Annotated in this window: 18 protein-coding genes; 11 read left to right on the forward strand and 7 right to left on the reverse strand. The window is 38.9% G+C overall.

Annotated elements, in window-relative coordinates:
* The first annotated feature begins 21 nt into the window (after window positions 1–21).
* The 3 genes from U0R11_RS03880 to U0R11_RS03890 all read left to right on the forward strand — a co-directional run bounded on the left by U0R11_RS03880 (window position 22) and on the right by U0R11_RS03890 (window position 6,241).
* Window positions 22–1,452 (forward strand): SusD/RagB family nutrient-binding outer membrane lipoprotein, encoded by a 1,431-nt coding sequence (locus tag U0R11_RS03880; protein WP_406749893.1) that lies wholly within the window; start codon window positions 22–24, stop codon window positions 1,450–1,452.
* Window positions 1,453–1,627: 175 nt separating this feature from the next.
* The gene (locus U0R11_RS03885; protein ID WP_406749894.1) at window positions 1,628–4,777 is read left to right on the forward strand and encodes a SusC/RagA family TonB-linked outer membrane protein; all 3,150 of its coding nucleotides are present in this window, start codon (window positions 1,628–1,630) and stop codon (window positions 4,775–4,777) included.
* 18 nt (window positions 4,778–4,795) lie between these two features.
* Window positions 4,796–6,241: a RagB/SusD family nutrient uptake outer membrane protein gene (locus tag U0R11_RS03890; protein WP_406749895.1), complete on the forward strand. Its 1,446-nt coding sequence runs from the start codon at window positions 4,796–4,798 to the stop codon at window positions 6,239–6,241.
* A gap of 1,141 nt (window positions 6,242–7,382) precedes the next feature.
* On the opposite strand, the gene U0R11_RS03895 is transcribed toward U0R11_RS03890, so the two are convergent.
* Window positions 7,383–9,416 (reverse strand): M13 family metallopeptidase, encoded by a 2,034-nt coding sequence (locus U0R11_RS03895; protein ID WP_406749896.1) that lies wholly within the window; start codon window positions 9,414–9,416, stop codon window positions 7,383–7,385.
* Window positions 9,417–9,474: 58 nt separating this feature from the next.
* On the opposite strand from U0R11_RS03895, the gene U0R11_RS03900 reads away from it, so the two are divergent.
* Window positions 9,475–11,520 (forward strand): S9 family peptidase, encoded by a 2,046-nt coding sequence (locus tag U0R11_RS03900; protein ID WP_406749897.1) that lies wholly within the window; start codon window positions 9,475–9,477, stop codon window positions 11,518–11,520.
* A 60-nt stretch (window positions 11,521–11,580) separates the two neighbouring features.
* Here the strand turns inward: U0R11_RS03900 and U0R11_RS03905 are convergent, their stop codons facing one another.
* Window positions 11,581–12,663: a Gfo/Idh/MocA family oxidoreductase gene (locus U0R11_RS03905; protein WP_406749898.1), complete on the reverse strand. Its 1,083-nt coding sequence runs from the start codon at window positions 12,661–12,663 to the stop codon at window positions 11,581–11,583.
* 174 nt (window positions 12,664–12,837) lie between these two features.
* Here U0R11_RS03905 and U0R11_RS03910 point away from each other — a divergent pair, with 174 nt between their 5' ends.
* Entirely contained in the window at window positions 12,838–13,728 is an 891-nt protein-coding gene (locus U0R11_RS03910; RefSeq protein ID WP_406749899.1) for a sugar phosphate isomerase/epimerase family protein, read from the forward strand.
* Window positions 13,729–13,744: 16 nt separating this feature from the next.
* Here the strand turns inward: U0R11_RS03910 and U0R11_RS03915 are convergent, their stop codons facing one another.
* The 4 genes from U0R11_RS03915 to U0R11_RS03930 form a co-directional block, all read right to left on the reverse strand.
* Window positions 13,745–15,676 (reverse strand): amylosucrase, encoded by a 1,932-nt coding sequence (locus U0R11_RS03915; RefSeq protein ID WP_406749900.1) that lies wholly within the window; start codon window positions 15,674–15,676, stop codon window positions 13,745–13,747.
* Window position 15,677: 1 nt separating this feature from the next.
* Window positions 15,678–16,631: a carbohydrate kinase family protein gene (locus U0R11_RS03920; protein ID WP_406749901.1), complete on the reverse strand. Its 954-nt coding sequence runs from the start codon at window positions 16,629–16,631 to the stop codon at window positions 15,678–15,680.
* Window positions 16,628–17,944: an MFS transporter gene (locus U0R11_RS03925; protein WP_406749902.1), complete on the reverse strand. Its 1,317-nt coding sequence runs from the start codon at window positions 17,942–17,944 to the stop codon at window positions 16,628–16,630. Before U0R11_RS03925 ends, U0R11_RS03920 begins: the two co-directional genes overlap by 4 nt.
* 79 nt (window positions 17,945–18,023) lie before the next feature.
* A complete protein-coding gene (locus U0R11_RS03930) occupies window positions 18,024–18,740 on the reverse strand; it encodes an SDR family oxidoreductase (RefSeq protein ID WP_406749903.1) in 717 nt (238 codons plus the stop codon).
* A gap of 164 nt (window positions 18,741–18,904) precedes the next feature.
* Here U0R11_RS03930 and U0R11_RS03935 point away from each other — a divergent pair, with 164 nt between their 5' ends.
* The 4 genes from U0R11_RS03935 to U0R11_RS03950 all read left to right on the forward strand — a co-directional run bounded on the left by U0R11_RS03935 (window position 18,905) and on the right by U0R11_RS03950 (window position 21,723).
* Window positions 18,905–19,636 (forward strand): dioxygenase family protein, encoded by a 732-nt coding sequence (locus U0R11_RS03935; RefSeq protein WP_406749904.1) that lies wholly within the window; start codon window positions 18,905–18,907, stop codon window positions 19,634–19,636.
* Window positions 19,637–19,745: 109 nt separating this feature from the next.
* Window positions 19,746–20,174: a CBS domain-containing protein gene (locus U0R11_RS03940; protein WP_166375294.1), complete on the forward strand. Its 429-nt coding sequence runs from the start codon at window positions 19,746–19,748 to the stop codon at window positions 20,172–20,174.
* Window positions 20,175–20,207: 33 nt separating this feature from the next.
* A complete protein-coding gene (locus U0R11_RS03945; protein WP_406749905.1) occupies window positions 20,208–21,041 on the forward strand; it encodes a diacylglycerol/lipid kinase family protein in 834 nt (277 codons plus the stop codon).
* 67 nt (window positions 21,042–21,108) lie between these two features.
* Window positions 21,109–21,723: a low molecular weight phosphatase family protein gene (locus U0R11_RS03950; RefSeq protein ID WP_406749906.1), complete on the forward strand. Its 615-nt coding sequence runs from the start codon at window positions 21,109–21,111 to the stop codon at window positions 21,721–21,723.
* Here the strand turns inward: U0R11_RS03950 and U0R11_RS03955 are convergent.
* Complete coding sequence (locus tag U0R11_RS03955; protein ID WP_406749907.1) at window positions 21,704–22,129, reverse strand: YybH family protein; 426 nt, start codon at window positions 22,127–22,129, stop codon at window positions 21,704–21,706. The two genes, U0R11_RS03950 and U0R11_RS03955, sit on opposite strands and share 20 nt — an antisense overlap.
* Window positions 22,130–22,297: 168 nt before the next feature.
* Here U0R11_RS03955 and U0R11_RS03960 point away from each other — a divergent pair, with 168 nt between their 5' ends.
* The gene (locus U0R11_RS03960; protein ID WP_406749908.1) at window positions 22,298–25,144 is read left to right on the forward strand and encodes a PQQ-dependent sugar dehydrogenase; all 2,847 of its coding nucleotides are present in this window, start codon (window positions 22,298–22,300) and stop codon (window positions 25,142–25,144) included.
* Between the two features lie 127 nt (window positions 25,145–25,271).
* On the forward strand, window positions 25,272–26,618 hold the full coding sequence (locus U0R11_RS03965) for a glycoside hydrolase family 88/105 protein (protein WP_406749909.1): 1,347 nt from the start codon (window positions 25,272–25,274) through the stop codon (window positions 26,616–26,618).
* The last annotated feature ends 45 nt before the right edge of the window (window positions 26,619–26,663 follow it).

Below are 26,663 nucleotides of genomic sequence, written 5' to 3' on the forward strand. Positions count from 1 at the left end.
TTATCTTAAAATTTGATAAAGATGAAAAAAATATTTTTAATTTTTGTGCCACTTTTGCTCCTTGCATCGGCTTGTACAGAAGATATTTCTCAATTAAATATTGAGACTAAAAGGCCAGCTGCAGTACCTGCACCTACCTTGTTCTCGAATGCGGTTAAGACCATTTCTGGTTCTTTAGCTTCTCCTAGTGTGAATACGAATGTATTCCGTTTTACCGTGAGTCATTGGGCTATGTCAACATATCAAGATGAGGCTCAGTATGATTTTGCAACTAGGGCTATTCCACAAGCTTGGTGGACATCGATGTACCGTGATGTGATTGCGGATTTACGTGAGTCTGCTAAATTGATCAATGCGGATGCTTCTTTACTTCCAGCAGAGAAAGCAAATAAATTAGCGATTATCGATATCATGGAAGTGTACACTTATAGTATTTTAGTAAATACTTTCGGTAATATTCCTTACTCTGAGTCGTTAAATCCCGCTATCTTATTTCCTAAATACGATGATGCAAAAACTGTTTCTACAGATTTAATCAATCGATTGAATGCAGATATTACTAAAATCAATACATCTGCTGCTGGTTTTGCAGCGGGTGAGGATTTGATTTACAAGGGATCTGTAGCCAAATGGTTGAAATTTGCTAACACACTTCGTATGAAGATTGGTATGGTACAGGCTGATGTAGATGCATCTGTTGCAAAATCTGCAGTAGAAGCTTCTGATGCAGGTGCTATCTCTTCTGCGGCAGATGATGGTTTGTTTACTTATATGGCTGCTTCCCCTAACCAAAATCCATTATATGTGGATATCGTATTAGGTGGTCGTTCTGACTATATCGCTGCCAAAGATTTGATGGACAAATTATTAGGATGGAATGATCCACGTACAAGTGCTTTCTTTACTCCAAACAATGCTGGTGTTTACGCTGGTGGAATTGTTGGAAAAGGAAATACATATGTTGATTTCTCTCGTGCTGGTACTAAAATCATTGACGCTTCGGCTCCATGTGTTTTAGCTGATTATGTTGAAACTGAATTCTTACGTGCTGAGGCAAAAGAAAGAGGATTTAACGTAGCAGGAACTGCTGAATCTCACTACAACAACGCCATTCGTGCTTCCATCATCTATTGGGGTGGTACAGCTGCTGATGCTACGGCTTATTTAGCTCAAGCTTCTGTAGCTTACACGACAGCTGCAGGTGATTGGAAACAAAAAATTGGTACTCAAAAGTGGATTGCTTTATACAACAGACCTTACGAGGGATGGGTAGAGCTTCGCCGTTTAGACCAACCTAAGATTGCTGCTCCAGTAGGTGCAAAGTCTGGTTTCCCAACGCGTTTAACTTATGCAGCTAATGAGCAGACATTGAACGGAGCTAATTATACAGCTGCTGCTTCTGCCATTGGTGGAGACGTTGTAACCACAAAATTGTATTGGGATAAATTCTAGTCGAATTTAGATTATTCCTATTTTAAGAGGGGGTTTCGAAAGAAGCCCCCTCTTTTTTGTTTAAAATTCTTGAAAACATTTTTTTATATGAGCGTTGTGATATAATTTATGAGCGGATTTTTACGCTTTTAAGTGGAAAGTCTTTAACTTATTTCTCATTTATCAAACTAAAAAAATGAAAAAACTACTACTCATTGGGGTATTAGTGACTACTGTGTTCAGTTCACTTCTAGCTCAAAACAAGCAAATTACGGGTAAAGTTACCTCATCCGACGATGGGAGTGCCTTACCTGGAGTGAGTGTGAGTGCTAAAGGTTCCGCACGGGGAACAACCACCTCCGCTGACGGTTCATATAGTATTCAGGTCGCCGATGGAGCGTCCTTGGTGTTTAGTTTTGTTGGCTATTCTAGCCAGACAATTCCCGTTGGAAATCGTGCGGTCCTAAATGTTCAATTGGCATCCGATAACAAGCAATTAAGTGAGGTAGTCGTAGTCGGTTATGGTACCAAGAAAAGAACGGAATTTACGGGTTCTGCTTCGACCATTAAAGCAGCTACCATTGCGGAAAGACCAGTGCAAAGTTTTTCTCAAGGGCTTACTGGTCAAGCAGCTGGTGTGAACATCACGCAGCCTAACGGTTTGTTGAATAATCCTCCAGTAATCCGTGTACGTGGTCTTAGCTCATTATCATTGAGCTCGTTCCCATTAGTGGTGATTGATGGTATACCTATCAGTACGGATAACGTTTCTTCAAACTCAACAACCAATAACCCCTTGGGCGATATTAACCCAGCGGATATTGAGTCCATCGACGTATTAAAAGATGCGGCCTCTGCTGCCATTTATGGTTCTCGTGCAGGTGCGGGTGTTTTATTGATTACCACGAAACGAGGTAAATCAGGAAAAGCTAAAGTTTCTTTTGATTCATGGGCGGGAATTAGCGAAGCGGTTCGTTTACCCGATGTGCTAAATGCACAACAATACATGGATCATAAAAATATGGCGATTGGTAATGCCTTATTATTGAATCCTAATGCGGTTACTTCTACACAACGTAATTCAGAGAACAAATCATTCTTACCGAATTATAATCCAGATGGAAGCTTAATTGATACGGATTGGTACAAGGAAGTTTACCGAACTAGTGTGTCTCAAAATCATAATATGACCATTTCTGGTGGGAATGATAAAACGACTTATTACTTTTCTGGTGGATATTCTGATCAAGATGGTTTCTTGAGAAATAATAGCTTTCAACGTCGCTCTGGTCGTTTTAATATGGACCACCAAGCTACAAAATGGTTGAAGTTAACAGCTAATTTCAATTATGCGAATACATATAACAAGGCCCCAATGTCTGGTTCTAATGCAGGTGGTGCTTTCAATACATCAGGTTTAGGTCGTATTGCAGTGGCTCAGGTTCCTAACCTACCCGCATATTTACCAGATGGCACTTATAATTTAGAAAACAATACAGTAGGTCGTTTAAATAATTTATTACCAGCCCAGTTTCCTAACGCGGCAGTAGTTAGAGATTTAGATAAGATTTCCTCCGAAAACACTCGTTTGATCGCCAACATTGGTGCAGAAGTTCGTTTGGCAGAAGGTTTAAATGCTAAGACTTCTTACTCATGGGATCGTAGAAATACAGAGAACATTCGTTTCTTTAACCCATACAATGGTGATGGTTGGTCAACTTCTGGTGATGCATACAATAATACAGCGCGCTCGGATAACTGGAACTGGATTAATACCTTACAGTATAATGTTACTTTGGCTGAAAAGCATAATATTTCGGCTGTTGTGGGTTCAGATGTGCAAAAAACGCGAGTTCTGACTTGGGGTGCTCAACGCCAAACCTTAGCCGATTTCTTCTTTACTGATTTCCAAGGAAACTTCGGTACTAACTTGGCTGCTGGGAATGCTATCTCTCAAGTGTCTTATGAAGCATATTTCGCTAACTTAAGTTATAACTTCAAAGGCAAGTATTTTATCAGTGGTAACCTTCGTCGTGATGGAAACTCAGCCTTATCTTCTGAAAACCGTTGGGGTGACTTTGGTGGAGTATCTGTTGGTTGGACAGTTTCTGAGGAGGAATTCTTCAAAGGCATGGACTTAGGAAACACTATTTCTAATTTGAGATTAAAAGCGAGTTATGGTAAAGTAGGTAATGGTAACGTACCGAATGCCTATGGTTCTTATTCTACCTTTGGTTCTGGTTTATATGGTTCTGTTCCTACATTGTCATTTAACCAAGCTGGAAATAAGGACTTGAAATGGGAGACTTCAGCACAAACCAACGTAGGTATTGATGTAAGTTTCTTAAACGATCGTATCACATTAGAAGCTAACTACTACTATAAGGATATCAACAATTTGATTTTGAACGTGCCACAGGCGCCTTCAAAAGGTATTCCTGGCAACTCCATTTTAGCTAACGTAGGTGCGATGTATAATAAAGGATTTGAGCTTGCTATTACTGCTACTCCAGTCAATACTGGTAAATTCAGCTGGAATACGAATTTGAACTTTGCAACTAACGAAAACTTGGTAACTTCCTTAGTAGATGCTAATACACCAATTTTGACGAATACTTCAGGTTTGGAGGCAACTTCTATTACGAAAGTGGGATATTCTGCAGCGCAGATTTATGGTGTTAAAACGGGAGGTGTTAACCCTGCCAATGGTCGTCGTATTTTTATCAAGAGAGACGGTACTAAAGTACAGTATCAACACTTAGGGGGTGCTTTGGCTTGGACTACTTTAGATGGGAAGGCTACAACTTCTCCATCTTCGGAGCAACAAATCTTAGGCAACACCTTACCAACATTCTACGGTGGATTTAACAACACCTTGAAATATGGTGGCTTTGATTTAGGATTGAACTTTACTTTCTCTGGAGGAAACTACATCTACAACGGATCTCAGGCGGGTTTACGTGACCAACGTGTTTGGAATAACTCAGTGGATGTGTTGACTTCTTGGAAAAAAGAAGGGGATATCACAGAAATTCCTCGTGCAGTTTATGGAGATAACGTATCCAATGGTTCTTCTTTCTTGATTGATGCGAACATCCAAAAAGGAGATTTCTTACGTTTACAAACAGCTACTTTAGGTTATAAAATCCCAGCTGATTTGAGTCGTTTAGGAATCACTAGTTTACGTCTTTATGCACAAGCAACGAACTTATTCCTATGGACACCTTACAAAGGTGTTGACCCAGAAATCTCAACCAATGGAGATTCAAACTTAGCTTCAGGTATTGAAAGAAATACTATCCCTCAAGCTAGATCATTCACATTTGGTATTAACATCGGTTTATAATTTTAAAGAATATATAACATGAAATTATTCACAAACAAAATAGGATATCTGACCATCGCTTTAGCTTTGACAGTATCCTCTTGCAGTAAGGATTTTCTTAGTGCAGTTCCTGAATTGGATTTGTCGGATGCGACAGTATTTAATTCCCCAGCTCGCGTGCTTTCTCAAGTTAACGGATTATATGGATCAGCTAAAAATGGTAGTTTATTCGGTGGTCGTTATTTGATTTACAATGATATTCGTGCCGAAGAATTTGTTAACCGTACAACTAACTCGGTGACAGGTTATTCCACTTATCAGGGTAACCAAGATCCTTCGGATACCTATTTAGCAGGATTCTGGATTCAAGGTTACTTGACCATCAACCGTGCCAATTTGTTCTTAGAAGGACTAACAGCTAATCCTAATGCGGTTTCCTCTGCCTTGGCAGCAAATTATCGTGGTGAAGCTAAATTCATTCGTGCTTTGACTTACTTCTCCTTAGTTCAGTTCTTTGCTAAGCCTTATATCTTAGACAAAGGTGCTTCGGCAGGTTTGCCATTACGTTTGAAAGGTGAAACTTCCTCCGCTGGAAATAACTTAGCTAGAAGTACCGTTGCCCAAGTCTATGATCAAATCTTGAAAGATTTGAATGAAGCAGAAACGGAGTTGCCAGATAGCTATGCATCTGCCTTATTGAACACAACACGTGCACATAAGAACTCGGCTATTGCCTTGAAAACTCGTGTATTGTTAGCTAAAGGAGATTATGCAGGTGTGATAACTGAAGCAAATAAAATAGTTTCGACAACAGCTCCATTTAGATCGAATGCACGTGTTGCTCATACTTTGCAATCAGACGTATCAGCGGTTTTCAAAGCACCATACACAACTACTGAGTCTATTTTCTCTTTCCCAATGGATGCAACGAATGCTCCTGGAACTCAAAACCAATTGGGATTTTACTTCAATGCTGGTAACGTTGAGTATTATTTAAATACGGGTTCTACAGGTATCTACAGCAATCCACAGTTTGCTGCTACCGACGACCGTAAAACGAAGTTGACCGTTGCAACAACGACTATCGCTAAATTCCCTTCGTCTACTAAGTTTAGTGGTATTTCTCCGTTTATTGACTATGTACCCAATATACGTTATGCTGAGGTATTATTGAACTTAGCTGAGGCTGAAGCAGAAGGTGGAAATATCAATCGTGCTATTGACATCTTGAATGCTGTTCATAAGCGCTCTGATCCTTCTTTTGTATTTACAGGATTGGATTCTAAGGCTAATGTGGTGAAGGCTATCTTAACGGAGCGTCGTATCGAATTCTTAGCCGAAGGTTTCCGTGCAAACGATGTGTTGCGCCGAGGTGAGTCTCTTAATTCATTTGGTGCAGGAGCATTGATTCCACCATCTGACCCACGTTATATTTATGGAATTCCATTGGTAGAGACACAAACTAACCCGGGTATCGGAAACTAGTTTTAAACTCTATTTAGTATCAGAAGGGCTTGCCATCGGCAAGCCCTTTTTTTTGAAATTATCAGTTTTTTGTTTAAAGTATTATTGATACGTTAATATATTTATTTTTTAATCACTAAAAGAATAATAAAAATGGACATTTTAAAATTTTCTGTATTTGACTTATTATGGCAATTATTTCTACTTATTCCAATTATTGCCTTTTTTGTTTTTATTTACAAAAAGATATTTACTTTAATCATTAAATTCTTTAGGAATTTTAGGGAAGTGATATTGTTGTCATTTGCTTTATTTAGTTGTGGTTAATTGGTAGGAGATTTAATTAAAACAGGAATGTTTATATAGGTAATATCATTGCCCATTTTTCATTACTTTCAAGTCACATGGATTTTCTTTTTTTTCATAAAAAAAGAAACAAAAAAAACAGAAGAAGGACGGTTAATCCTAAGACGAATTCTGCTGCGCAGAACCGATGTTCACTCCGCATACGGCTTTAATCTTTGACGCTTAGCTATTCCAAGCGCACGGGGTCAAAGATGCGCCTACCGCTTCGCTTTTGCTACGTTTACATCTTTCGTTGGGATTAACCTTTTAGTTATTAGGATTTATGGATTAGTTACTAAAATTTAGATAGAAAATGCCGTCGGTCAGCACGAGCGAAATGTGATGAATGCAGCGGTAGACGGGGTTTTGACCTTAGCATGTGCGATGTGCGTCGGCGTCAAAAGTATAGGCGATAGCGGAATGAATCACGGTTCCGCGAAGCGGAATTCGCCTTTGCTGGACGACAAAAACGAAGTTTTTTTGTTTCTTTTTTTTCAAAAAAAGAAATGCCTTGGTAATTGATGATTCTTTAAAAGGATAGGATTTCATCAATTTAATATCCAAATACATTTTCCAGTTATAACTATTCATAGATATTTCTTTTTTTTCAAAAAAGAAAATCCATATGACATGATGAAAAGAAAACTGAAAGGGTTAATGATTAATCGTAATTAATTGGATTAAGGTCTTTCAGTTATGATTGTTTTTGTCTTTTACATTCTACATTCTTCATTTGTTTTATGCATAGTTAATTTAGCAGCATAAAAAAATAGCCCCTGAGTTTTCAGGGGCTATTAAATTCAAGAACCTATATCAATTACCAAATCTTAATTCGGTCTTCAGGTTTCTTGTATAATTTGTCTCCTGACTTGATGTTAAAGGCATCATACCAAGCATCCATATTCACTGGTGCACCTATTGTTCTGTATTGATTGGGTGAATGTGGATCTGTGATGATCAACTGTGCCGCTGTTTCTGGTAAGGTAGTACCTCGCCATACTTGTGCCCAGGATAAAAAGAATCGTTGGTCTGGTGTAAATCCATCTATTTTCTTTTTCGACTTTCCTTGCTCCGTCAATTTAAAGGCTTCATAGGCCATATTTAAACCACCCAAATCTCCAATATTTTCACCCATAGTCAGTTTGCCATTCACATGAATGGTGTCAAGTATGGTATAAGCATCAAATTGGGCACCTAAAAGAGCTGTTTTCGCTTTGAATTTATTCAAATCATCATCTGTCCACCAGTTTCGTAAGGTTCCATCCTTATCGTATTTACTACCTGAATCGTCAAAACCATGGGACATCTCATGGCCAATGACCGCGCCAATACCACCATAATTCACGGCATCATCTGCTTTAGGATCAAAGAATGGGAACTGTAGAATTCCTGCGGGAAATACAATTTCATTCATTACTGGGCTATAATAAGCATTCACCGTTGGAGGTGTCATTCCCCAGCGGCTACGATCCACCTTTTTGCCTACTTGACTTACATTTTCTTTAAAGCCCCATACACTGGCATTACGTAGATTTTGAAAATATTGATCTCCTGAAATTTCTAAACCATCGTAATTTCTCCATTTATCAGGATAACCAATTTTAGGTGTAAAGGCGTGTAATTTATCCAATGCTTTTTGTTTGGTGGCATCACTCATCCAATCCAATTTTTGAATACGGATTTCAAAGGCTTTTCTCAAATTCTCAATCAATACCTTCATGCGTTCTTTGGCCTCAGGTTTGAAGTAATTCTTCACATACAACTGGCCCAATAATTCACCAATGGTGCCATCCGTTAGGCTAGACATGCGCTGCCAACGAGGAGTTTGAACTTTTTGACCTGTTAATAATTGGCTGAAACTAAAACTAGCTTTGACAAAAGGACTACTCAAATTTGGTGCAGCACCTTTTAAAATGGACCATTGTAAATATACTTTCCATTGGTTAATGGGTGTTTCTTTGACTAGTCGATTTACCTCTTCGAAAAACTTAGGTGCTGAAACTAAAATAGAATCTTGCTTAGGTACATTCAGTTGAGCAAAAAATGTAGTCCAATCTATTTCATTGGTTTTTTGCTGAAATTCATTCCAAGCGAACTTATTGTAAGTCTTATAAGGATCACGCATTTCTACGCGTGACATTTGCGCATTGGCTAATTGCTTTTCTAAACCAAACACCAAGTCAGCATTAGCTTTTGCTTGTTCTGAAGAATTTCCAACGAGTTCAAATAATGTTTTAATGTAAATTTTATAAACTTCTTGAACCTTGGCACTCCTAATGTCTGATTTTAAATAAAAATCACGATCAGGGAGTGTGGTGCCTCCTTGTGCTAATTGAGGTACCATGTTTTCTACATTTTTTCGGTCTTGAGCTACGCCAAAACCAAATAATGGAGAGCCAATTCCTGAAATTCTGAATTGAGCCAAGGCGTCCAATACTTCTTTCTTAGTTGAAATAGCATTTACTTGATCTAAATCTGCTTTGATGGGGCTAAAACCTAGTTTTTCAATGGCTATACTATCCATAGCCGCAGCATAAAAATCGGCTACACGTCTTTCTATACTCCCTGCAGGATAGCTTTTTTGATTTAATTTAACTTCTTCTAAAATTGTTTTAACGGCATTGATGTTGAAATCCCTTAATTGATTAAAACTTCCCCAGCGAGTTTCTTTGGCAGGAATTGGATTATTTTTCACCCAAACGCCATTGGCATATTCAGCAAAATCATTTCCAGGCTTCACTTTTGTATTCATGTTCGCCTTATCAATGAATTTTTCTGGACTTTGTGCTATCAGATTATCCGCACTTAGGAGTAAACCTGATAATACCAAACAACGGTAAATTGTCTTCATATTCTGTTTAGTTTATTGATTTTTTATAAATTCACTTTAAATTAATATAACTTCCTCAATGAACAAATTGTTATCACTCTCTTTCTTACTGATCTTTTCAGTAGGCTCAACCTTGGCGCAGCAGCCAGTTTTGAAACCTTTAAGCCACGAGGCGATGATGTCCATGAAGCGCGTTGGTGCTCCAAAGATCAGTCCAGATGGGCAATGGGTCATATATTCCCAGCAATCGGTATCGTATGATGCAGAATCTAGCCAGAGTGATTTGTGGTTAGCCTCAGCCGATGGGTCTCAGCCTCCGAGAAAAATTACACAGACTAAATCAGGGGAGGACAACTATTTTTGGCATCCTTCTGAGAAAAAAATCTTTTTTACCGCCAAGAGGGAAGGAGATGAATCAGCACAATTGTATTCACTGGACTTATCTTTAGGAGGAGATGCCCAACGACTAAGTAATTTTTCTTTGGGAATTGGAAGTCCACAAATAAACGCAGATGGAAATAAAATTTTGTTTTCAGCCAAGGTTTTCCCTGGAGTTTTTACCGATTCCCTGAATAAAAAACAAGCGGAAGAGAAGAAGAAATTAAAATATAAAGCCAGAGTCTACACCTCCTTTCCCATTCGTTATTTTGATACTTGGTTGGATGAAAAACAGTCACACGTTTTTGTGCTTGATTTAATAAGTCAGAAAGTTGAAAATGTTTTCACAGGTATCAGCTTAATTCAATCCAAAGGTTTTCAATTGGGATCTTTTTCTTGGGCTCCAGATCAACAAACCGTTGTTTTTACGGCAACCATTGACCGTCATACGACGGCCTATCAAAATGCTATCTCGAAAATTTATCAAGTAAGTATCCAAGGTGGGAAAGAGAAACTTTTAGTGGATGATCAGGGTGATTATAGTTCCGTTGAATTTTCTAAAGACGGGAAATATGCCTTGGCTTTAGGCGCTCCTCTAAATCAAACAAAGGTTTATCAACTGAATCGCTTATATCGTTTTTCATGGCCCGAAATGTCCTATAAAACGGAATTAGTAAGCACCTTGGATCGTCCTATTAATCAAATGGAGGTTTCGAAAGCTTATATTTTAGCTAGTATAGAAGATCAAGGGGTCGATCGTCTGATTCGAATATCCTTACAAGATGGATCTTATCAAGCGGTATTAGGAGGAAAGCAAGGATCATTTAGTCAAGTATCCTTATCCAATCAAGAAAATGTATTTGCCTATCAATACAATAGTATGGCAAGTCCTGCTGAGGTTTTTGTACATCATGCGGATAAAGAAGTAGCTATTTCAAAGGCCAATTTGGCATTATTGAAAAACTATGATATAAAAGATCCAGAGGAATTTTGGACGATGAGTCGGGGCAAAAAAATCCGTAGTTTTCTAATGAAACCAGCCTCTTTTGATCCTACTAAAAAATATCCGCTATTAGTTTTAATGCACGGTGGGCCAGCCTCATCATATAAGGATATTTATGGCTACCGTTGGAACCCGCATGTTATTGCAGGGACAGAATATGTCATTGTCATGACGGATTATACGGGTTCAGTAGGTTATGGTGAAAAATTTGCTCAAGATATACAGTTTGACCCTTTTAAAGGTCCAGGTCAAGAAATTTTAGATGCTGCCAATGATGCCATCAAGCGATATCCCTTTATTGATGGAAGTCGGCAAGCAGCTAGCGGAGCCAGTTATGGAGGGCATTTAGCCAATTGGATGCAAGCCACCACAAGTCATTTTAAATGTTTGATATCCCATGCAGGTTTAGTCAATTCAGAAGCTCAATGGGGGACTTCAGACTTTGTTTATAGTAGGGAATTGATGAATGGTAGTGCACCTTGGGTTCCATCTAAAACATGGAAGGAGCAAAATCCCATGCGCTTTGCTGCTAATTTCAAAACACCTATACTATTGACGGTGGGGGAAAATGATTTCCGCGTTCCCATCAATAATACATTAGAAAACTGGAGTATTTTACAGCGACAAAAAGTGCCCAGTAAGTTGATTGTGTTTCCAGAAGAAAATCACTGGGTATTAAAAGCTGAAAATTCTCGCTTTCATTACCAAGAAATTCGAAACTGGTTGGCGACTTATTTAAATTAAAAGAAAAAGCCCAAGCGTGCTACCATGCTTGGGCTTTTTAATTAGTATTGTTTTTGGCAATTAATTGAGTTCAATCATTTTACCCGTTTTGACGGATTCATCACAAGCAAAGGCTATTTTTAAGCTATTGACTGCATCTGCCACATGATCTGTCAAATCCCAATTTTGAGTTATCGCATCATAGAAATAAGCCTGCTCTCGATCGCATAATCCTTGATGATCAGGTTCATCCAATAAATTCACCCATTCGTCTTCCTGGGTAAATTCATTTTGTGCATTGATGTTGGCCTTGTGTACTCGAAGCGATTCCGTTTTAGTATGTGACTCCACAGAATCCGATTTTCCTTCTCCACCCGCTTCTTTAGCCACAATAGAAACCGAACCTTTGGGGCCAAATACATCTTTAACAAAATAGGCCGTTTGAGAAATCATAGGACCCCAGCCTGCTTCATACCAGCCTACAGAACCATCCTCAAAATGGATTTGAAGTTGACCGTAATTATAATTATCTGTGGGTATATCATTTGTCAATCGAGCACCTATCGCAGATACACGGATTGGCTTAGAACGCGTCATTTGGCACATGACATCAATGTAGTGTACGCCACAATCGACGATGGGACTTAAGCTTTTCATTAAGTTACGGTGGACATCCCACATGTATCCATGGCTTTGTTGGTTTAAGTTCATCCGCATCACCAATGGTTTTCCTAAATCTTTAGCGATTTCAATGAATTTCATCCAAGAGGGATGGTGACGAAGGATATATCCTACTACGAGTTTTTTACCAGTTTTTCGAACAACTTCCGCCACTCTTTCTGCGCCAGCCAAAGAATCAGCTATGGGTTTTTCTAAAAATACATGACAGCCAGCTTCCAAGGCAGCAATGGCATAAGCCTCATGGGTATCTGGATATGTTGAAATACAAACTGCATCAGGTTTGGTAGCTGTTAAAGCTGTAGCATAATCCGAAAACAGATCATATTGGCCGCCTAAATCTTGATTTAATTTTTCCTTACTAGCTCCGGTAGAAACTAAACCACAAATTTCAAAACCCTCATGGGTATGAAAAGACATGGCATGTGAGGCTCCCATATTTCCGCAACCTACCACTAATACACGTAATTTATTTGTTGAACTCATTGGTCTTCCTTATTTGAATCGTGAAATTATAAAGAAAGGGGGATAAATAGTAAGGGGCTGTCGGGTTTTCTCCCTTCAAACTTTCATTCGAGCCTGATATCGCAAAATCATGTGCAATAAATTTTATTGTATCAAAACAATACATTATACTTGTGGAAATAAAACCCATCCATCATGAAAAGAAGACAGTTTATTCAGCAATCCAGTACCTTGTTAGCCTCCTCTATGTTTTTATCCAGAAAGGCTTCTTGGAATAGTATGTTGACCACTAAACCTTTGGGTCTTCAATTATTTACTTTGTTCAATGTCATTGATCAAGATGTACCTGGAAATCTGAAGAAAGTAGCTGATTTGGGAATTAAGGAATTAGAATCTGCCTTCAGTTTTAAGCCCATGTTTTATGGTTATACGGGTAAAGAATTCAAATCACTGACCAATAACTTGGGATTAAATTGGGTTTCTCATCACGTGATGGGAGCTCCTTTAAAACCTCGTCCAGGTTTTGATGTGAGTAAAATGCCTAAGTTTTTGACCTTAAAAACAGATGCTAGCCAGATTGTGGACAATGCAGCTGAGGCAGGTTTACGTTATTTAGTTTGTGCCAACATCCCGATAGAGTCAAAATCAGAAGTTTCAGAAGCAGTAGATGTTTTAGGAAAGTCTGCTGAATTAGCCAAGAAAGCAGGACTAACTTTTTGTTACCATAATCATGATGCTGAATTTAAAGTAATCGATGGACAAAGGGCATTTGATGTTTTTTCTAGTCAAATTTCCGCTGATTTATTGAAGTTTGAATTGGATTTAGGCTGGGCAACCAAAGCTGGGGAGAACATCATTGAATTATTCAAAAAGCAACCTGGTCGATTCCCGCTTTGCCACATTAAAGACTTTGATGCCGATTTTAAAAATATAGTACCTGTAGGACAAGGCATCGTGAATTATGAGCCCATCTTTAAAGCCGCTTCTATCGGAGGCTTGCAACATTATTTCCTAGAGCATGATATGCCGAAAGATGCATTTGAGAGCATCCGTTTAGGGAAAAGTGCTTTGGATAAAATTTTATAAAATACCTAGAAATCCCCTAAGAATCCGCCAAGATATAAAACTGGTACGGTTGAAAAAGTAAACTGCCTTTCTCTAAAGAAACTTGTTTCTTGGACCAAAGGCAGTTTTTATTTTGCTTGTTTGGTTCTATGGCATGCACAGGAATATTTTGTTCCAAGGATGAGAAATTAAACAAGAAATAGATACGCTCATTTTCAATATAGCGTACATATCCTACAATGGATTTATTGGTACAAGGTAGCCATGCTATGTTTTTCAAATCGGCCACGACTTTCAGCTTTTTTCGAAGTGTAATTAATTCCTTCAGCGAGGTATAGACCTTATTTTCTACGGTTCCTTTTTTCTTTACCAGTGAATTTTTCTCCCAATGAATGATGGGGCGGTGCATCCAGCGGTTATCATAACTTTTATTCGGGTCCTCGAGGTAAGAATAGTCGTTGATATAAGCGGCTTCATCTCCATAAAATAGCATAGGAATTCCACCTAAGAATAAGCAATGAGCCTCCATCAAAAGAATTTTTTGAATGGATTCCTCTATCCACTTCGAGTCTTTGGCTGCTATGGCTTTTTCCAAACCACATAATGAGGCTAATGAGCCAGAAATGCGCGCATCTTGTGTTTTTGGGTTAATCGCAAAAAGAGCCCCTGCTGCTGGAGAGTCTTCTTGTATGCCGCCATAATAATTTTTTAAATAATAGCGATGCAAGTAAGGGGTAAATCCTACATTAGCAATCATGTAATCGTCGTAACCCAAGCCAATATCATCATGACAGCGGGTATAGGTAATCCATGAACTTCCTAGTGGTTTTTTCGCCAACTCATGTTGGGCTTCTAACATAATTCGGGTATCACCAGTTGCCAAGGCATCCCATTGCAATGCCATGTGCGTGGCATTGTAGGCAAAATCACATTCGTGGGTGGTGTAGCGTCCTTTTCCGAAATATTCCATGATTTGGGCAGGGGCTACTATGGCCTCTCCCAATATTGCCATTCCTGGTGTAGATACTTCAGTACATAATTTTATCAATTGGAGTAATGCATGTGCTTCGGGTAAATTTTGACAAGTAGTACCGAGCTGTTTCCAGATGAAAGCAGGTGCATCAATACGAACAATATCCACACCTAAATTTCCATAAAAAAGTAAGTTGTCGAGCATTTCAATCAAGACTTTGGGATTGCGGTAATTTAAATCCCATTGGTATTGATGAAACACCGTCATAACCCATTTTTGTATGGATTCCTGAAAGGTGAAACTGCCAGGGGAACTTTCTGGGAAAATCTCGGGCATGCTTTCTTCCATTTGATCTGGAATGGATCTATCATCATATAAATAATAATATTCTTGAAATTCAGGATTACCTGCTTTGGCTTTTTTAGCCCATTCGTGGTGGTGAGAAGTATGATTGAGTACTATATCAATCATCAGGTACATATCCTTTTCTAATAATTGAGCTTGAAGTTTCTTTAAATCTTTAATTGTTCCCAGTTTTTCCTCAATTACCCGAAAGTCCTCCACCGCATAACCGCCATCACTTTCACCCTCCGGACTTTTAAATAAAGGCATCAAATGCAGTAAATTGACTCCTAAATCTTCTAAATACGGTAATTTACTTGCTAACCCTTCTATATTTCCAGCAAAGCGATCTACATACAGGCTCATACCTGTTAACTCATTACTCAAAAACCATTGTCCTTTTTTCTCTTTGATTTCATCCCTGTTTTTTAAGGCGGGACTTCTATCCAGATGTGCTTGAAAAAGGACTTGGATCAATTGTCCAAATAGGTCTTTTGCCTGAGGTAAATGGCCATATATACGCGCATATATGGCATGTATATCATCTATATTGGCAATTAAGCGATGCAGAAAATATTGATCTTGTGTCGAATTTTTAAATTTTTTCGACGCAATAATGGAATCAATGAAAGGTTGTAATGTAGGATTATACACGTTAATTAGTAAAAATAGCTGAACTTAAATGACGAAAAGCTTCCATAGCTCCCATGTATTCACAGGTGCGTGCTCCTGCTTTATTGGCATTGAGGATAATTTTGGTCCATTCATCTAGACTTAATTGAACAAGATCTTTAACCTGCAATTGATCTAACTGATATAGAACGGCACCCACGAAGGCATCTCCAGCACCTGTGGTATCTGTCGGTTTAATGGGGATACTAGAAATGTTCCATGTTTTACCCTTCATACCTAACAAGGTTCCCTCTTTTCCTAGGGTAATAGCAAATACTCCTGGACATATTTCTAGTAATCGTTCAGTTGCCTTGGCTAAAGTAGGCGTACGGGTAATCAACATGGCTTCCTCATCGCTCAACTTCGCGAAGTCGGCCTGCTGAAGAAATATCATGGATTGTTGAATGAAGCTTTCTTGTTTATCAGCAAACAATAGATGTCGGTAGTTTGGATCAAAACTAATGAGCTTGCCCGAAGCCTTGGCTTCTTTCAATAAATGGTAATAGGCTTCTTTCAGTTTTCCATCTAAAAAGGCAGTTGCCGATCCAAAATGAATAATTTGTTGTTGCTCTAAATCAATGGCCTTAATATCCTCCATACTTAAATGAGCATCTGCTCCCCGATTAAAAACAAAGTCCCTTTCTCCGTCCAACATTAAGGAAACAAAGGCAAATGTAGTAAAGTGATGATCGTCTAAATGAAGGTGTTGGGTATTTACGCCAAAGCTATTCATGACTTCTTGTAATTGCTTACCAAATGGATCATTTCCGACTTTGGCACTCAAAAAGACTTCTCCACCCAGTGCAGCTATGGCCGCCGCTACATTGGTAGGAGCACCACCTGGTTTTTTAAGAAAATTTTCACCAGCCGACAAGGTAGATCCTTTATCGGTACAGATCATATCTATCAGGGCTTCACCGATACAGAGTACGCTCATGATTTGGGGATTTTAGATTCTTGGGTAGGTATAAAAGCGGTGGCTATAGCGGCTATGGCTAACAAAACCCCCGCAAAGGAAATGGCATTTCTTGGGTCTGAACCCAATATATTTTCAAAGATAGCGCCAAAACTTAAGGTTTGAATGATCATAGGAATCACAATCATCATGTTGATGATACCCATGTAAACGCCATAACGTTCCTTGGGTAAACTTTCAACGACTAATAAGTAAGGAATGCCCATCATGCTGGCCCAGGCCACCCCAAAACCTATCATGGGAGCAAACAATAAATATTTATCATGAATGGTGGGTAAAATGAGTAAGGATACGGTAGCGGCTAAAAGACATACAATGTGTACCCATTTTGGCCCAAATTTTTTGGCTAGGCCCACTAAGAAAAAGGCGGATAAAAAAGTGATGACATTATAAAAACCATTGACTAGACCTGTCCAGGCTGCGGCCTCTTCATATAACTGGATATTTTCCTCTGAGCTAGTATTCCAAACCGAACGTGCAATACTCAAGGGGACATATTGCCAATAAATGAACAAGGCATACCATTGGAATAAATAAACTAAGGCCAGTTGCCACATGACACGGGGCATATTTCCTATGGCTTCAAAAATCTCAAAAAAAGGATCTAAGTAATTACGTTTTTGGGCACGCATCAGAATTAATTCTTCGTCGGATGGTGGAATCTCTGGGGTTTTCATCACAGACCACAGGACGGAGGTGATGGAGCAAAAGCTGCCCACAAAGAAGGATCCATATACCCAATAGGGTATCCCAACTTCACTTTGCCCTTTGATGAAACTTTGAAATACAAATAAGGAAACATTGGCTAAGGTGATTCCCAGACCAGTGAAAAAACTCTGGGTGAGAAAACCTGTGGCCAATTGCTCACTCGGTAATTTATCCGCAATGAATGCCCGATAAGGCTCCATAGCCGTATTATTTGCTGCATCCAAAATCCATAATAAGCCGGCAGCCATCCATAAACTCCGACTAAATGGAAAAGCGAATAAACAAAGACTGCAAGCAATTGCGCCAATTAAAAAGAAGGGTTTTCTACGGCCATATTTGGGATGCCAAGTTTTATCACTTAAGGCTCCAATGATGGGTTGAATGAGCAATCCCGTGACGGGACCAGCTAAGAACAAGAGAGGAAGCTCACCTTCATGAGCTCCTAAAAAGCTGTATAGTGGACCGACAGCCGTTTGTTGTAATCCAAAACTGTATTGAATGCCAAAGAATCCAACATTCATGTTGATGATTTGCTGGAAGCTTAAACTAGGTTTTATTAGGGACATAATGTATTTATTGCAAAAATAAATATAAATAATACCATGTATAAAACCTGATTTTTAAGGGAAATAAATGAATAAAATTTTAATATTCCTGAGACAAAGGGTGAACCATTAACTCATCGATTACTACATGTGGAGGTTGATTCATGATAAAATAGATGCTATCTGCCATATTCTCACAAGTCAACCAAGCTTTATGGCTTTGGTCTCCTTGAGGTTCTGGGTGAAACATGGTATCGACCAATCCTGAATAAACGGTTGAAACTTTTATCCCATCTTTTCTTACTTCTTTTCGAAGAGCTTCGGTGAAGGCATGTTGGGCATATTTAGAAGAACAGTACAAAGATCCTCCATCAAAAACGCGTTTGGCTACATCCGAAGCAATGGAAATGATGTGACCTTTTTTCGCCGTTTTCATAGCACTTAAAACCGCTTTAGAAAATAGAAATGTCCCTTTAACGTTGGTATTGTAAACTTGATCCCAATTTTCAACAGTATAGCTTTCTATAGGTCCAAAAACTCCAGAACCAGCATTGTTGATCAGAAAATCAATTCCTTGGAAGGTATGTGCCGTTTTTTCGACCGCGTAATTCACAAAATTTTCATCTGCTACATCGCCTACAAAATACAAGGGGCGATGCCCAATCTCGGCGATGCGTTCAGCTAGGTCCTTTAATTCTCCTTTACTTCTAGCAATAAGGCCTAATTGAAAATTATGTTCCGCTAATAATAAGGCTAGGGCTTTACCTATTCCTTTGGAGGCACCTGTGATGATAGCAACGGGAGATTTTTGTGACATGGTTTTATTTTTTTTCTAAGATAAGGAATTGAGCTGAAATGGATATCGACATAATTATTGATTTCGACTTTTTCTTTTCAGAGTTGACCGATTAGTGAAATTATTCCCATGTCCTTTCCTTTATTTTAGAACCTAGTTCTACACAACCCTAAAAAGATCAAACATTGAATAGAAAAGATTTTTTATTAAAAGCAGGCGCCACCGTGTTGATGGGGCCTGTTGCCATGGTAGCTTGTAAATCAGATGAAAGCTTAAGTCCATCCACGAGCTCAAGTTCAGCTAGTTCTTCTTCTAGTAGTTCAACTAGCACCTGTCAAGTAGGGGATACCGAAACCGATGGGCCGTATCCATTGTACAATAAACGGGATGCCACTATCACCCATGCGGATATCACTGAAGGTAAAACGGGTATTCCCTTAAATATGATGATAGCCGTTAAAAATGTCAATGCAAACTGTGCTTTATTACCTAATGCTCGAGTCGACGTTTGGCATTGTGATAAAGATGGATATTATTCAGGTTATAACAATACGGGTTATTTGGGTACCCAAGACAATACAGCGAAAACCTTTTGTCGAGGAATTGCCACCACCGATGCCAATGGGATTGCCAAATTTACCACCATTTATCCGGGATGGTACCAAGGCCGTGTGACGCACATACATGCTCAAATTTATGTCAACAATGTATTGAAATTAACGACACAAATAGCTTTTCCTGAAGAAATCAATACGGCGGTGTATAATTCTGATTTGTATAAGGCACATGGTCAAAATTCGACTAAAAATACCACGGATTCCATCATTCGGGATTCTTTGTCCAATGAATTGGCCAGCGTAAAACCCAATGCATCAGGAGGATATGATTTAGATCATACTATTTTTATCGCTGTGTAAACATGTTCCTATAAAGAAAGGAGGCTTTGGCCTCTTTTTTTATGTTCAAAGCTTTTTGTTTGTAATATTTTTGATTTAACTTGAATTATTCCAACACATAATTAAAGCTATGAAAAAAGTCAACGACATTTTATCGCAAAGAAAAAGGGACACGATTACGGTGGGACCGGATACGCATGTAATTGAAGCATTAAAAATAATGCAAGACCAAAATATTGGTTCAGTGGTTGTGATGGAAGGAAATCAATATTTGGGGATTATGACAGAACGTGATTATGCCCGTAAAGTAATTCTTTTGGGCAAAAGTTCCATTGATGCTTCTGTCAAAGAAATTATGTCCACTGATTTGCCTCAAATCAATCGGGAAACCACATTGGAGATGTGTATGATCATCGTATCAGAAAAAAACATTCGCTATTTGCCGGTATTAGAAAATGGACATTTTGTAGGAATCATTTCAGTTAATGATTTGATTACAGCTACGATTCAAGACCATTTGGATACGATTGAGCATCTGAAAAATTACATTCAAATGTAAGGTTTGGGTGTGGAAATAAGTCATATCGCTTTTTTGATAAATCCATTTTGTTCAAAAAGAACGAAGTCTTATGCCCTTTGGGTAGAGGAACAAGTGGAATTAAGAACGCTTGGAACACTACGCTTAGACCTATTTTTTCAAGAGTGGCCTGCAAGTTTAGAGGGCTTTGATCAAATTTGGGTATTGGGTGGTGATGGTACCTACAATTTTTTTGCTAATGCCTATCCGAATTGTCAAATCCCCATTGCCTTTTTCAAGGGAGGTACAGGAAACGATTTTTATTGGAAGTTATACGGTGATATTTCCAAGGAAGCTCATTTGAACATCATCCTATCTGGTAAAAAACAGGCCGTGGATGCAGGAATATGCAATGGACAATTGTTTTTAAATGGAGTGGGCATGGGTTTGGAAGGAGAGATTTTGGAATCGATGAATGCCATAAGAGCGATAGGAGGACTAATTGGCTATTTTTTGGCAGCAATACCTCAAATCTTCACCTTTAGATCTTTTCCCATTCGCATGAGTTTAGGTAGTGAATGGATTGAACGCCGCGTTTTTTTATGTATGGTTTTTAATTCTTCTAGAGCGGGTGGAGGCTTTCATTTTATCCCCAATGCTTCTATTTGGGATAATCAACTCGATATATTGCTTTGTGAACCATTATCTATTTTTAAACGAATATGGTATTTGCCCAAAATTCAACAAGGGAAGCATGAACACATTTCTTTTCTTCATTTTCAACAAGCGAAGCAAGTTACTATACTTTCCGAAAGGAAACTGAAAGCCCATATTGATGGTGAACTAATCGTTTCTAATCGATTTGAGTTTCATGTTTTACCAGGTCATTTTCAAGTTATCATTCCTTAATTTTTATTAGACCTTTTTAAATCTATTTATATTTATCGTAATATTGCGATATAAAAAATGATCATCCATGTATCCAGGATTAGAGCTTTCAATTCAAGCCCTTCGAGAACGACCTATTTCGGCAGAGAGAAAAGAACAGATTGATGTGTTGGTGACCTATATGAAAGAATGTTTGCAACAAGGAAAGCCTTTGCGCTTGAATTTCATATGCACACATAATTCTAGAAGGAGTCAGTTTTCACAGATTTGGGCCCAAACGGCAGCTGATTTTTTTGGTATTCCTTTGCAATCATATTCGGGTGGAGTGGAAGAAACGGCGTTCAATGAGCGGGCGGTGGCTTCCTTACAGCGCTTTGGATTTCAAGTCATCAAGCGAGGTCATTCGAATCCTGTGTATATCATTTTTCATACGGAAGATGCTCAACCGATGATTGCATTTTCAAAAAATTACGATAATCCCATCAATCCACACCAGCAATTTGCTGCCGTGATGACTTGTTCGCATGCGGATGAGAATTGTCCATTTATACCTGAAGCTTCCGCTAGGATTCCACTTAGATATGAAGATCCAAAAGCATTTGATGATAGTCCTGAGGAGACCTTTCAATACGATGAACGATCCGCACAAATAGGTTCTGAATTGTTTTATGCCTTTGAGCGCCTTAGCTCGTATGGTCTCTGAAAATAAACCATTTCCCTTTAACTTTTTTCAGGAGTAGGGTGAAATACCCACCTACATCTCCTAGTTTGGGTCTAACTAAATTCCATTTACCAATAACCCAAGCTGTTTTAGCAGCTGTTATATCCACTTCCAAAATATCAAAGGTCAATTGCCCCATAGCCTCTTGGTTGGGATAGCTTTTTTGGTATCGAGCTAGGGTAGCCTCCCAGCCTTGGGTTATTCCATTTTTACTGATGAATTTTAAATCATTTGAATGGTGATAATAGGCCATAAAGCCAGGTATATCGCCTTGATTCCATAATTTATTCTGTGTCGCTAAAATGGCACGAATAGCTGCTTCATCTGAATTTGTTTGAGCCAAACCGCTGAAAGTGATGAATAGAAGGATGCAAATTTTACCTTTCATGTGAATCTGTTTTTTGAAAATTAGGTATTTTTTTCAGGATTTAGGCAGGAATTTTACCGCGATTTCAACCTTTGTCGACAAATAGTGCGTATTGGTAGCAAAAGCTCATGAGCATTTTTTTCATTCGACTTATTGTATCATTTTTGTAAAATGAACAACCTTACATATATGAAACACTTTACAATGGGCAGGTTAACGCGCCTTTTTATGCTCTCTTGCGTTGCTCTTTGGTCATTCCAAGGAAAAGCACAGGCTCCAGATGAGAATAGATTCGTCAAGTCTGTATTAATGGAAAAATTAGATGAACCCATGGAAATGGCTTTTTTGCCTGATGGTCGCATTTTATTTGTGGAAAGAAAAGGGGATGTCAAACAATATAATCCAAGTACTAAGGAAACGAAAGTAATAGGTCACATTGTCGTTAATACGAAATACAAGAACCGAGTAGGGATGGTACGTGAAGCGGAAGAAGGCTTAATGGGTATTGCAGTAGACCCGAATTTTAAAGTAAATCATTGGTTGTATTTATACTATGCACATCCAACAGAAAGTAAGCACATTTTGGTGCGTATGGAGTTGAAAGGGGAGGAATTGTTAATTGACCAACAAAAAGTGGTTTTAGAGGTTCCTACTCAGCGCGAGGAATGTTGCCATACAGGTGGAGGCATGGTTTTCGACAAGTCGGGAAATTTATTCTTAACTGTGGGTAATAACACCAGTAACAGTAATTCAGATGGTTATGCTCCTATAGATGAGCGTGCTGGCCAAGCTTATTGGGATGACCAACGTGGAGCGGCAAACACCAACAATTTATTAGGTAAAATTTTACGTATTCATCCAGAAAAAGATGGTTCATACACCATTCCAAAAGGAAACTTGTTTCCAGTGGGAACACCAAAGACTCGTCCAGAAATCTATACCATGGGACATCGTAATCCTTGGAGAGTTAGTATAGATTCCAAAACTGGGTATATTTATTGGGGTGAAGTAGGCCCAGATGCATCTAATGATTCAGATAGAGGACCTCGTGGGTATGATGAATTTAACCAAGCTAAAGGTCCAGGATTTTTTGGATGGCCATATTTTATTGGAGACAACAAAGCTTATGCCGATTATAATTTTGAGAATTCTACGGTAGGACCTCGTTTTAATCCAGCTAAACCATTGAATGAATCTCCAAACAACGATGGTTTAAAGGAATTGCCTACTGCTCAAAAAGCATTTATTTGGTATCCATACGGTACTTCAGAAGAGTTTCCATTAGTAGGAGCTTCCGGTAGAAGTGCAACCGGTGGTCCAGTTTACCATCGTTCTGATTTCCCTAGCACAGCAAAGCGTGCTTTCCCTTCGTATTATGAAGGCAAATGGTTGATCGTAGAATTTATGCGTGGATGGATTATGTCGGTTACCTTAGACGAAAATGGTAACTACAAATCCATGGAGCGTTTCTTGCCAAACCAAAGTTTTGGTAGTGCCATTGATATGAAGTTCAGTCCAGATGGAGATTTGTATGTCTTAGAATATGGTTCTGCTTGGTTCAAAGGAAATGATAATGCTAGATTAGTAAAGGTCGAATACCAAGGAGGAAATAGAAAACCATCTGTGGAGGTAAGTGCAGGTAAATTAAGTGGTGCTGCTCCTTTCAAAACAACCTTGTCGGCTGAAGGAACAAAAGATTATGATGGAGATAAATTAACCTATACTTGGACCATAAAAAAACTAGGTAAAGTGGTAAAAACATTGACAGGCTTATCTCCTGAATTAGCATTAAGTCTACCAGGCAAATACCAAGTTAGCTTAAAAGCGACAGACCCTAAAGGTTTGAGTAATACGGCTTCTTTAGAAGTTCAAGTAGGAAATGAATCACCTAATGTGGATATCGTAGTTCCAAGTGGTAATAAATCATTCTATTTCCCTGGTCAAAAATTGGCATACCAAATTAAGGTAGAAGATAAAGAAGACGGGGTTTTAGGAAAAGGTATTGCTCCTGAGTCAGTAGCTGCTACTATTGACTACATTTCTTCAGGATATGATCCTATTGAGATGTCTCAAAGTCACCGTAAGGCAGACAGTGATTTATTTGCTTCTGCTGGTTTGAAATTAATCAACCAAAGTGATTGTAAATCTTGCCATATTTTAAATGTGCGTTCTGTAGGACCTAGCTACCAAGAAGTAGCGGCCAAATATAAGGGACAAAACGTAGTGGATCAATTAGCCGCGAAAGTGATTGGTGGAGGAATGGGTGTTTGGGGAGAACATGCCATGAGTGCTCACCCTCAAATTTCCAAAGCGGATGCTAAATCCATGGTTACTTATATATTGAGTTTAGGAGATAAAAAAGCCAACAATAACATTCCATTGGCAGGTGAAATTGATGCTGTTATTCCGAAAGAGAATGTAGGTTCTAAAGGAGTATTTGTGGTAAGGGCGACTTATTTAGACAAGGGGAATAATAAAATTTCTCCTGCACAATCAGAGAAATGGTTACTGTTGCGTCATCCATCGTTAGATCCTGAAAAAGCTGATTTACGCTTTGGAATCCAACAATTGATTACTCCAGCTCGTGCAACCAACATGGTGGGACAAAATCCTTACATTGCATATAGACAATTGGATTTGACTGGAATTAAATCCATGGAAATTGCGGCTTCAGCTCAAGCCCGAACCAATGCTACAGGTGGTGTAATCGAAATCCGTTTGGATTCGCCAACGGGAACCTTAATTGGGAAAACGACACCCATTGCTGTTTCGCAAGCTACTGGTTTTGGCCCGCCTCCAGCGGCAGCTAATGCACAACAAAAAGGTGCGCCTTTAGGCACTCCAACTACAGCTCCAGCCGCGGGTGCTCCAACAGGCCAAGGTGGTGGACAGCGAAGAATGGGTGGTCCAGCTCCTATTAAAGTAGATGTTCAAGCCGTAAGTGGCACACATGATGTCTATTTTGTAGCAGTAAATCCGCAAACAGCACCTCAACAAATTGTTGTTCAGATTTCAGGAATAGAAGTGAAGCAATAAGCTCGCAATAAATCCATATAAAAGGAGTTTTCTAGACGTTTACAGCGGAAGAAAACTCCTTTTTTTTGTCTGTTAATGCGTAGATTTGTGAGCCATTGGACTTTATTCAAAGTGTAAAATATTGAATATGAAAAAAGTAATCTTGATTTTAGGAGTTTTCTTTACCTTCATCGGTACGGGTTTAGCTCAAAAAAATATCACCGCAGCTTCGGATGCCAATGCCCCTTTGCATGCCCTTCAGCCTGATTATCCTACACCCTATGTCGTTCCCAATGAGGCCCAAATCAAAGCCACGGTGGATAAGGTTTACGTGTATTTAGAAAAGGCTACTCCTGCTAATTTAATTCATAAAGCTTCTGGAGAAGGTTGGAATCCATACCAAATTTATTCCGATCAATTAGTCTTTGCCAAAGGGGATTTTAGACCTGTTTCCTATGAGTTTGGAGTAACATACAATGGAATGTTGGCCTTAGAAAAGGTTAGTGGTGATGCCAAATACAAAGAGTATGTTTTTAAACGATTGAAATTTATCCTAGAGACTTTACCCAAGGCCTACCAATATACGCAGCAAAATCCCACTAAATCTCATGTGTTGAGTGGTTTAATTAATCCAAAAGCATTGGATGATATCGGAGCTATGTCCATGGCTTTTTTAAAAGCAAAACGTGCTGGATTTGATGGAGATGATTCTTTAATTACCCAAAAGGCATTGAACTTTATCTTAAAAGAAGAGCATCGCTTACCAGATAAGACATTGGCCCGAATGCGTCCACTACCCAATACCATTTGGTTAGATGATTTATATATGGCTATTCCGTCCTTATTGCAATTAGGTAAGGATTCTGTGAATGTGAATTGTTTTAATGAAGCAGTATTTCAGTTTGAATCTTATCAGAAGCGTATGTTTAATCCTAGTTTAGGGTTGTTTATGCATGGCTATCTTGAAGGATCTGAGGAGCATCCTGAATTTCACTGGGCCAGAGCCAATGGCTGGGCATTGTTAACCAATGCAGAATTATTGGAGTATTTGCCTGCTAATCATCCTGCCCGACCAGCTTTATTAATTCAATTAAAAAAGCATTTGAAAGGCTTAATGGCGTTTCAAGATGGTACAGGTTTTTGGCATCAATTGATTGATCGAAATGATTCATACTTAGAAACTTCAGCCACTGCTATTTATACCTATGTTTTAGCCAAAGGTATAAACCAAGGCTGGCTAGATCCTAGAACTTATGGTCCGGCAGCTATTTTAGGTTGGCAAGCCGTCGCCTCCAAAGTGAATGCACAAGGTCAAGTAGATGGAACTTGTGTAGGTACTGGATTGGCTTGGGATCCAGCTTTTTATTTTAATCGGCCCATTTCTCCTTTTGCGGCGCATGGCTATGGACCTGTATTATTAGCAGGAGCGGCCATGTGGGAAATGATGAAAAATCACTCGTTTGAAGTCAAAGATTCAGCGATTCATTTGCGATAGGTAGTCCGATGCATGCACTCCGATGCTTCATATCCGATGCATGCA

This window comes from Aquirufa salirivi (assembly GCF_045310485.1).
Classification (GTDB): domain Bacteria; phylum Bacteroidota; class Bacteroidia; order Cytophagales; family Spirosomataceae; genus Aquirufa; species Aquirufa salirivi.

Bases quoted from the DNA above. Each gene is read 5' to 3' on its own strand.
- U0R11_RS03880 (WP_406749893.1), top strand. From the start codon at position 22: ATGAAAAAAATATTTTTAATTTTTGTGCCACTTTTGCTCCTTGCATCG.
- U0R11_RS03885 (WP_406749894.1), top strand. From the start codon at position 1,628: ATGAAAAAACTACTACTCATTGGGGTATTAGTGACTACTGTGTTCAGT.
- U0R11_RS03890 (WP_406749895.1), top strand. From the start codon at position 4,796: ATGAAATTATTCACAAACAAAATAGGATATCTGACCATCGCTTTAGCT.
- U0R11_RS03895 (WP_406749896.1), bottom strand. From the start codon at position 9,416: ATGAAGACAATTTACCGTTGTTTGGTATTATCAGGTTTACTCCTAAGT.
- U0R11_RS03900 (WP_406749897.1), top strand. From the start codon at position 9,475: ATGAACAAATTGTTATCACTCTCTTTCTTACTGATCTTTTCAGTAGGC.
- U0R11_RS03905 (WP_406749898.1), bottom strand. From the start codon at position 12,663: ATGAGTTCAACAAATAAATTACGTGTATTAGTGGTAGGTTGCGGAAAT.
- U0R11_RS03910 (WP_406749899.1), top strand. From the start codon at position 12,838: ATGAAAAGAAGACAGTTTATTCAGCAATCCAGTACCTTGTTAGCCTCC.
- U0R11_RS03920 (WP_406749901.1), bottom strand. From the start codon at position 16,631: ATGAGCGTACTCTGTATCGGTGAAGCCCTGATAGATATGATCTGTACC.
- U0R11_RS03925 (WP_406749902.1), bottom strand. From the start codon at position 17,944: ATGTCCCTAATAAAACCTAGTTTAAGCTTCCAGCAAATCATCAACATG.
- U0R11_RS03930 (WP_406749903.1), bottom strand. From the start codon at position 18,740: ATGTCACAAAAATCTCCCGTTGCTATCATCACAGGTGCCTCCAAAGGA.
- U0R11_RS03940 (WP_166375294.1), top strand. From the start codon at position 19,746: ATGAAAAAAGTCAACGACATTTTATCGCAAAGAAAAAGGGACACGATT.
- U0R11_RS03950 (WP_406749906.1), top strand. From the start codon at position 21,109: ATGTATCCAGGATTAGAGCTTTCAATTCAAGCCCTTCGAGAACGACCT.
- U0R11_RS03955 (WP_406749907.1), bottom strand. From the start codon at position 22,129: ATGAAAGGTAAAATTTGCATCCTTCTATTCATCACTTTCAGCGGTTTG.
- U0R11_RS03960 (WP_406749908.1), top strand. From the start codon at position 22,298: ATGAAACACTTTACAATGGGCAGGTTAACGCGCCTTTTTATGCTCTCT.
- U0R11_RS03965 (WP_406749909.1), top strand. From the start codon at position 25,272: ATGAAAAAAGTAATCTTGATTTTAGGAGTTTTCTTTACCTTCATCGGT.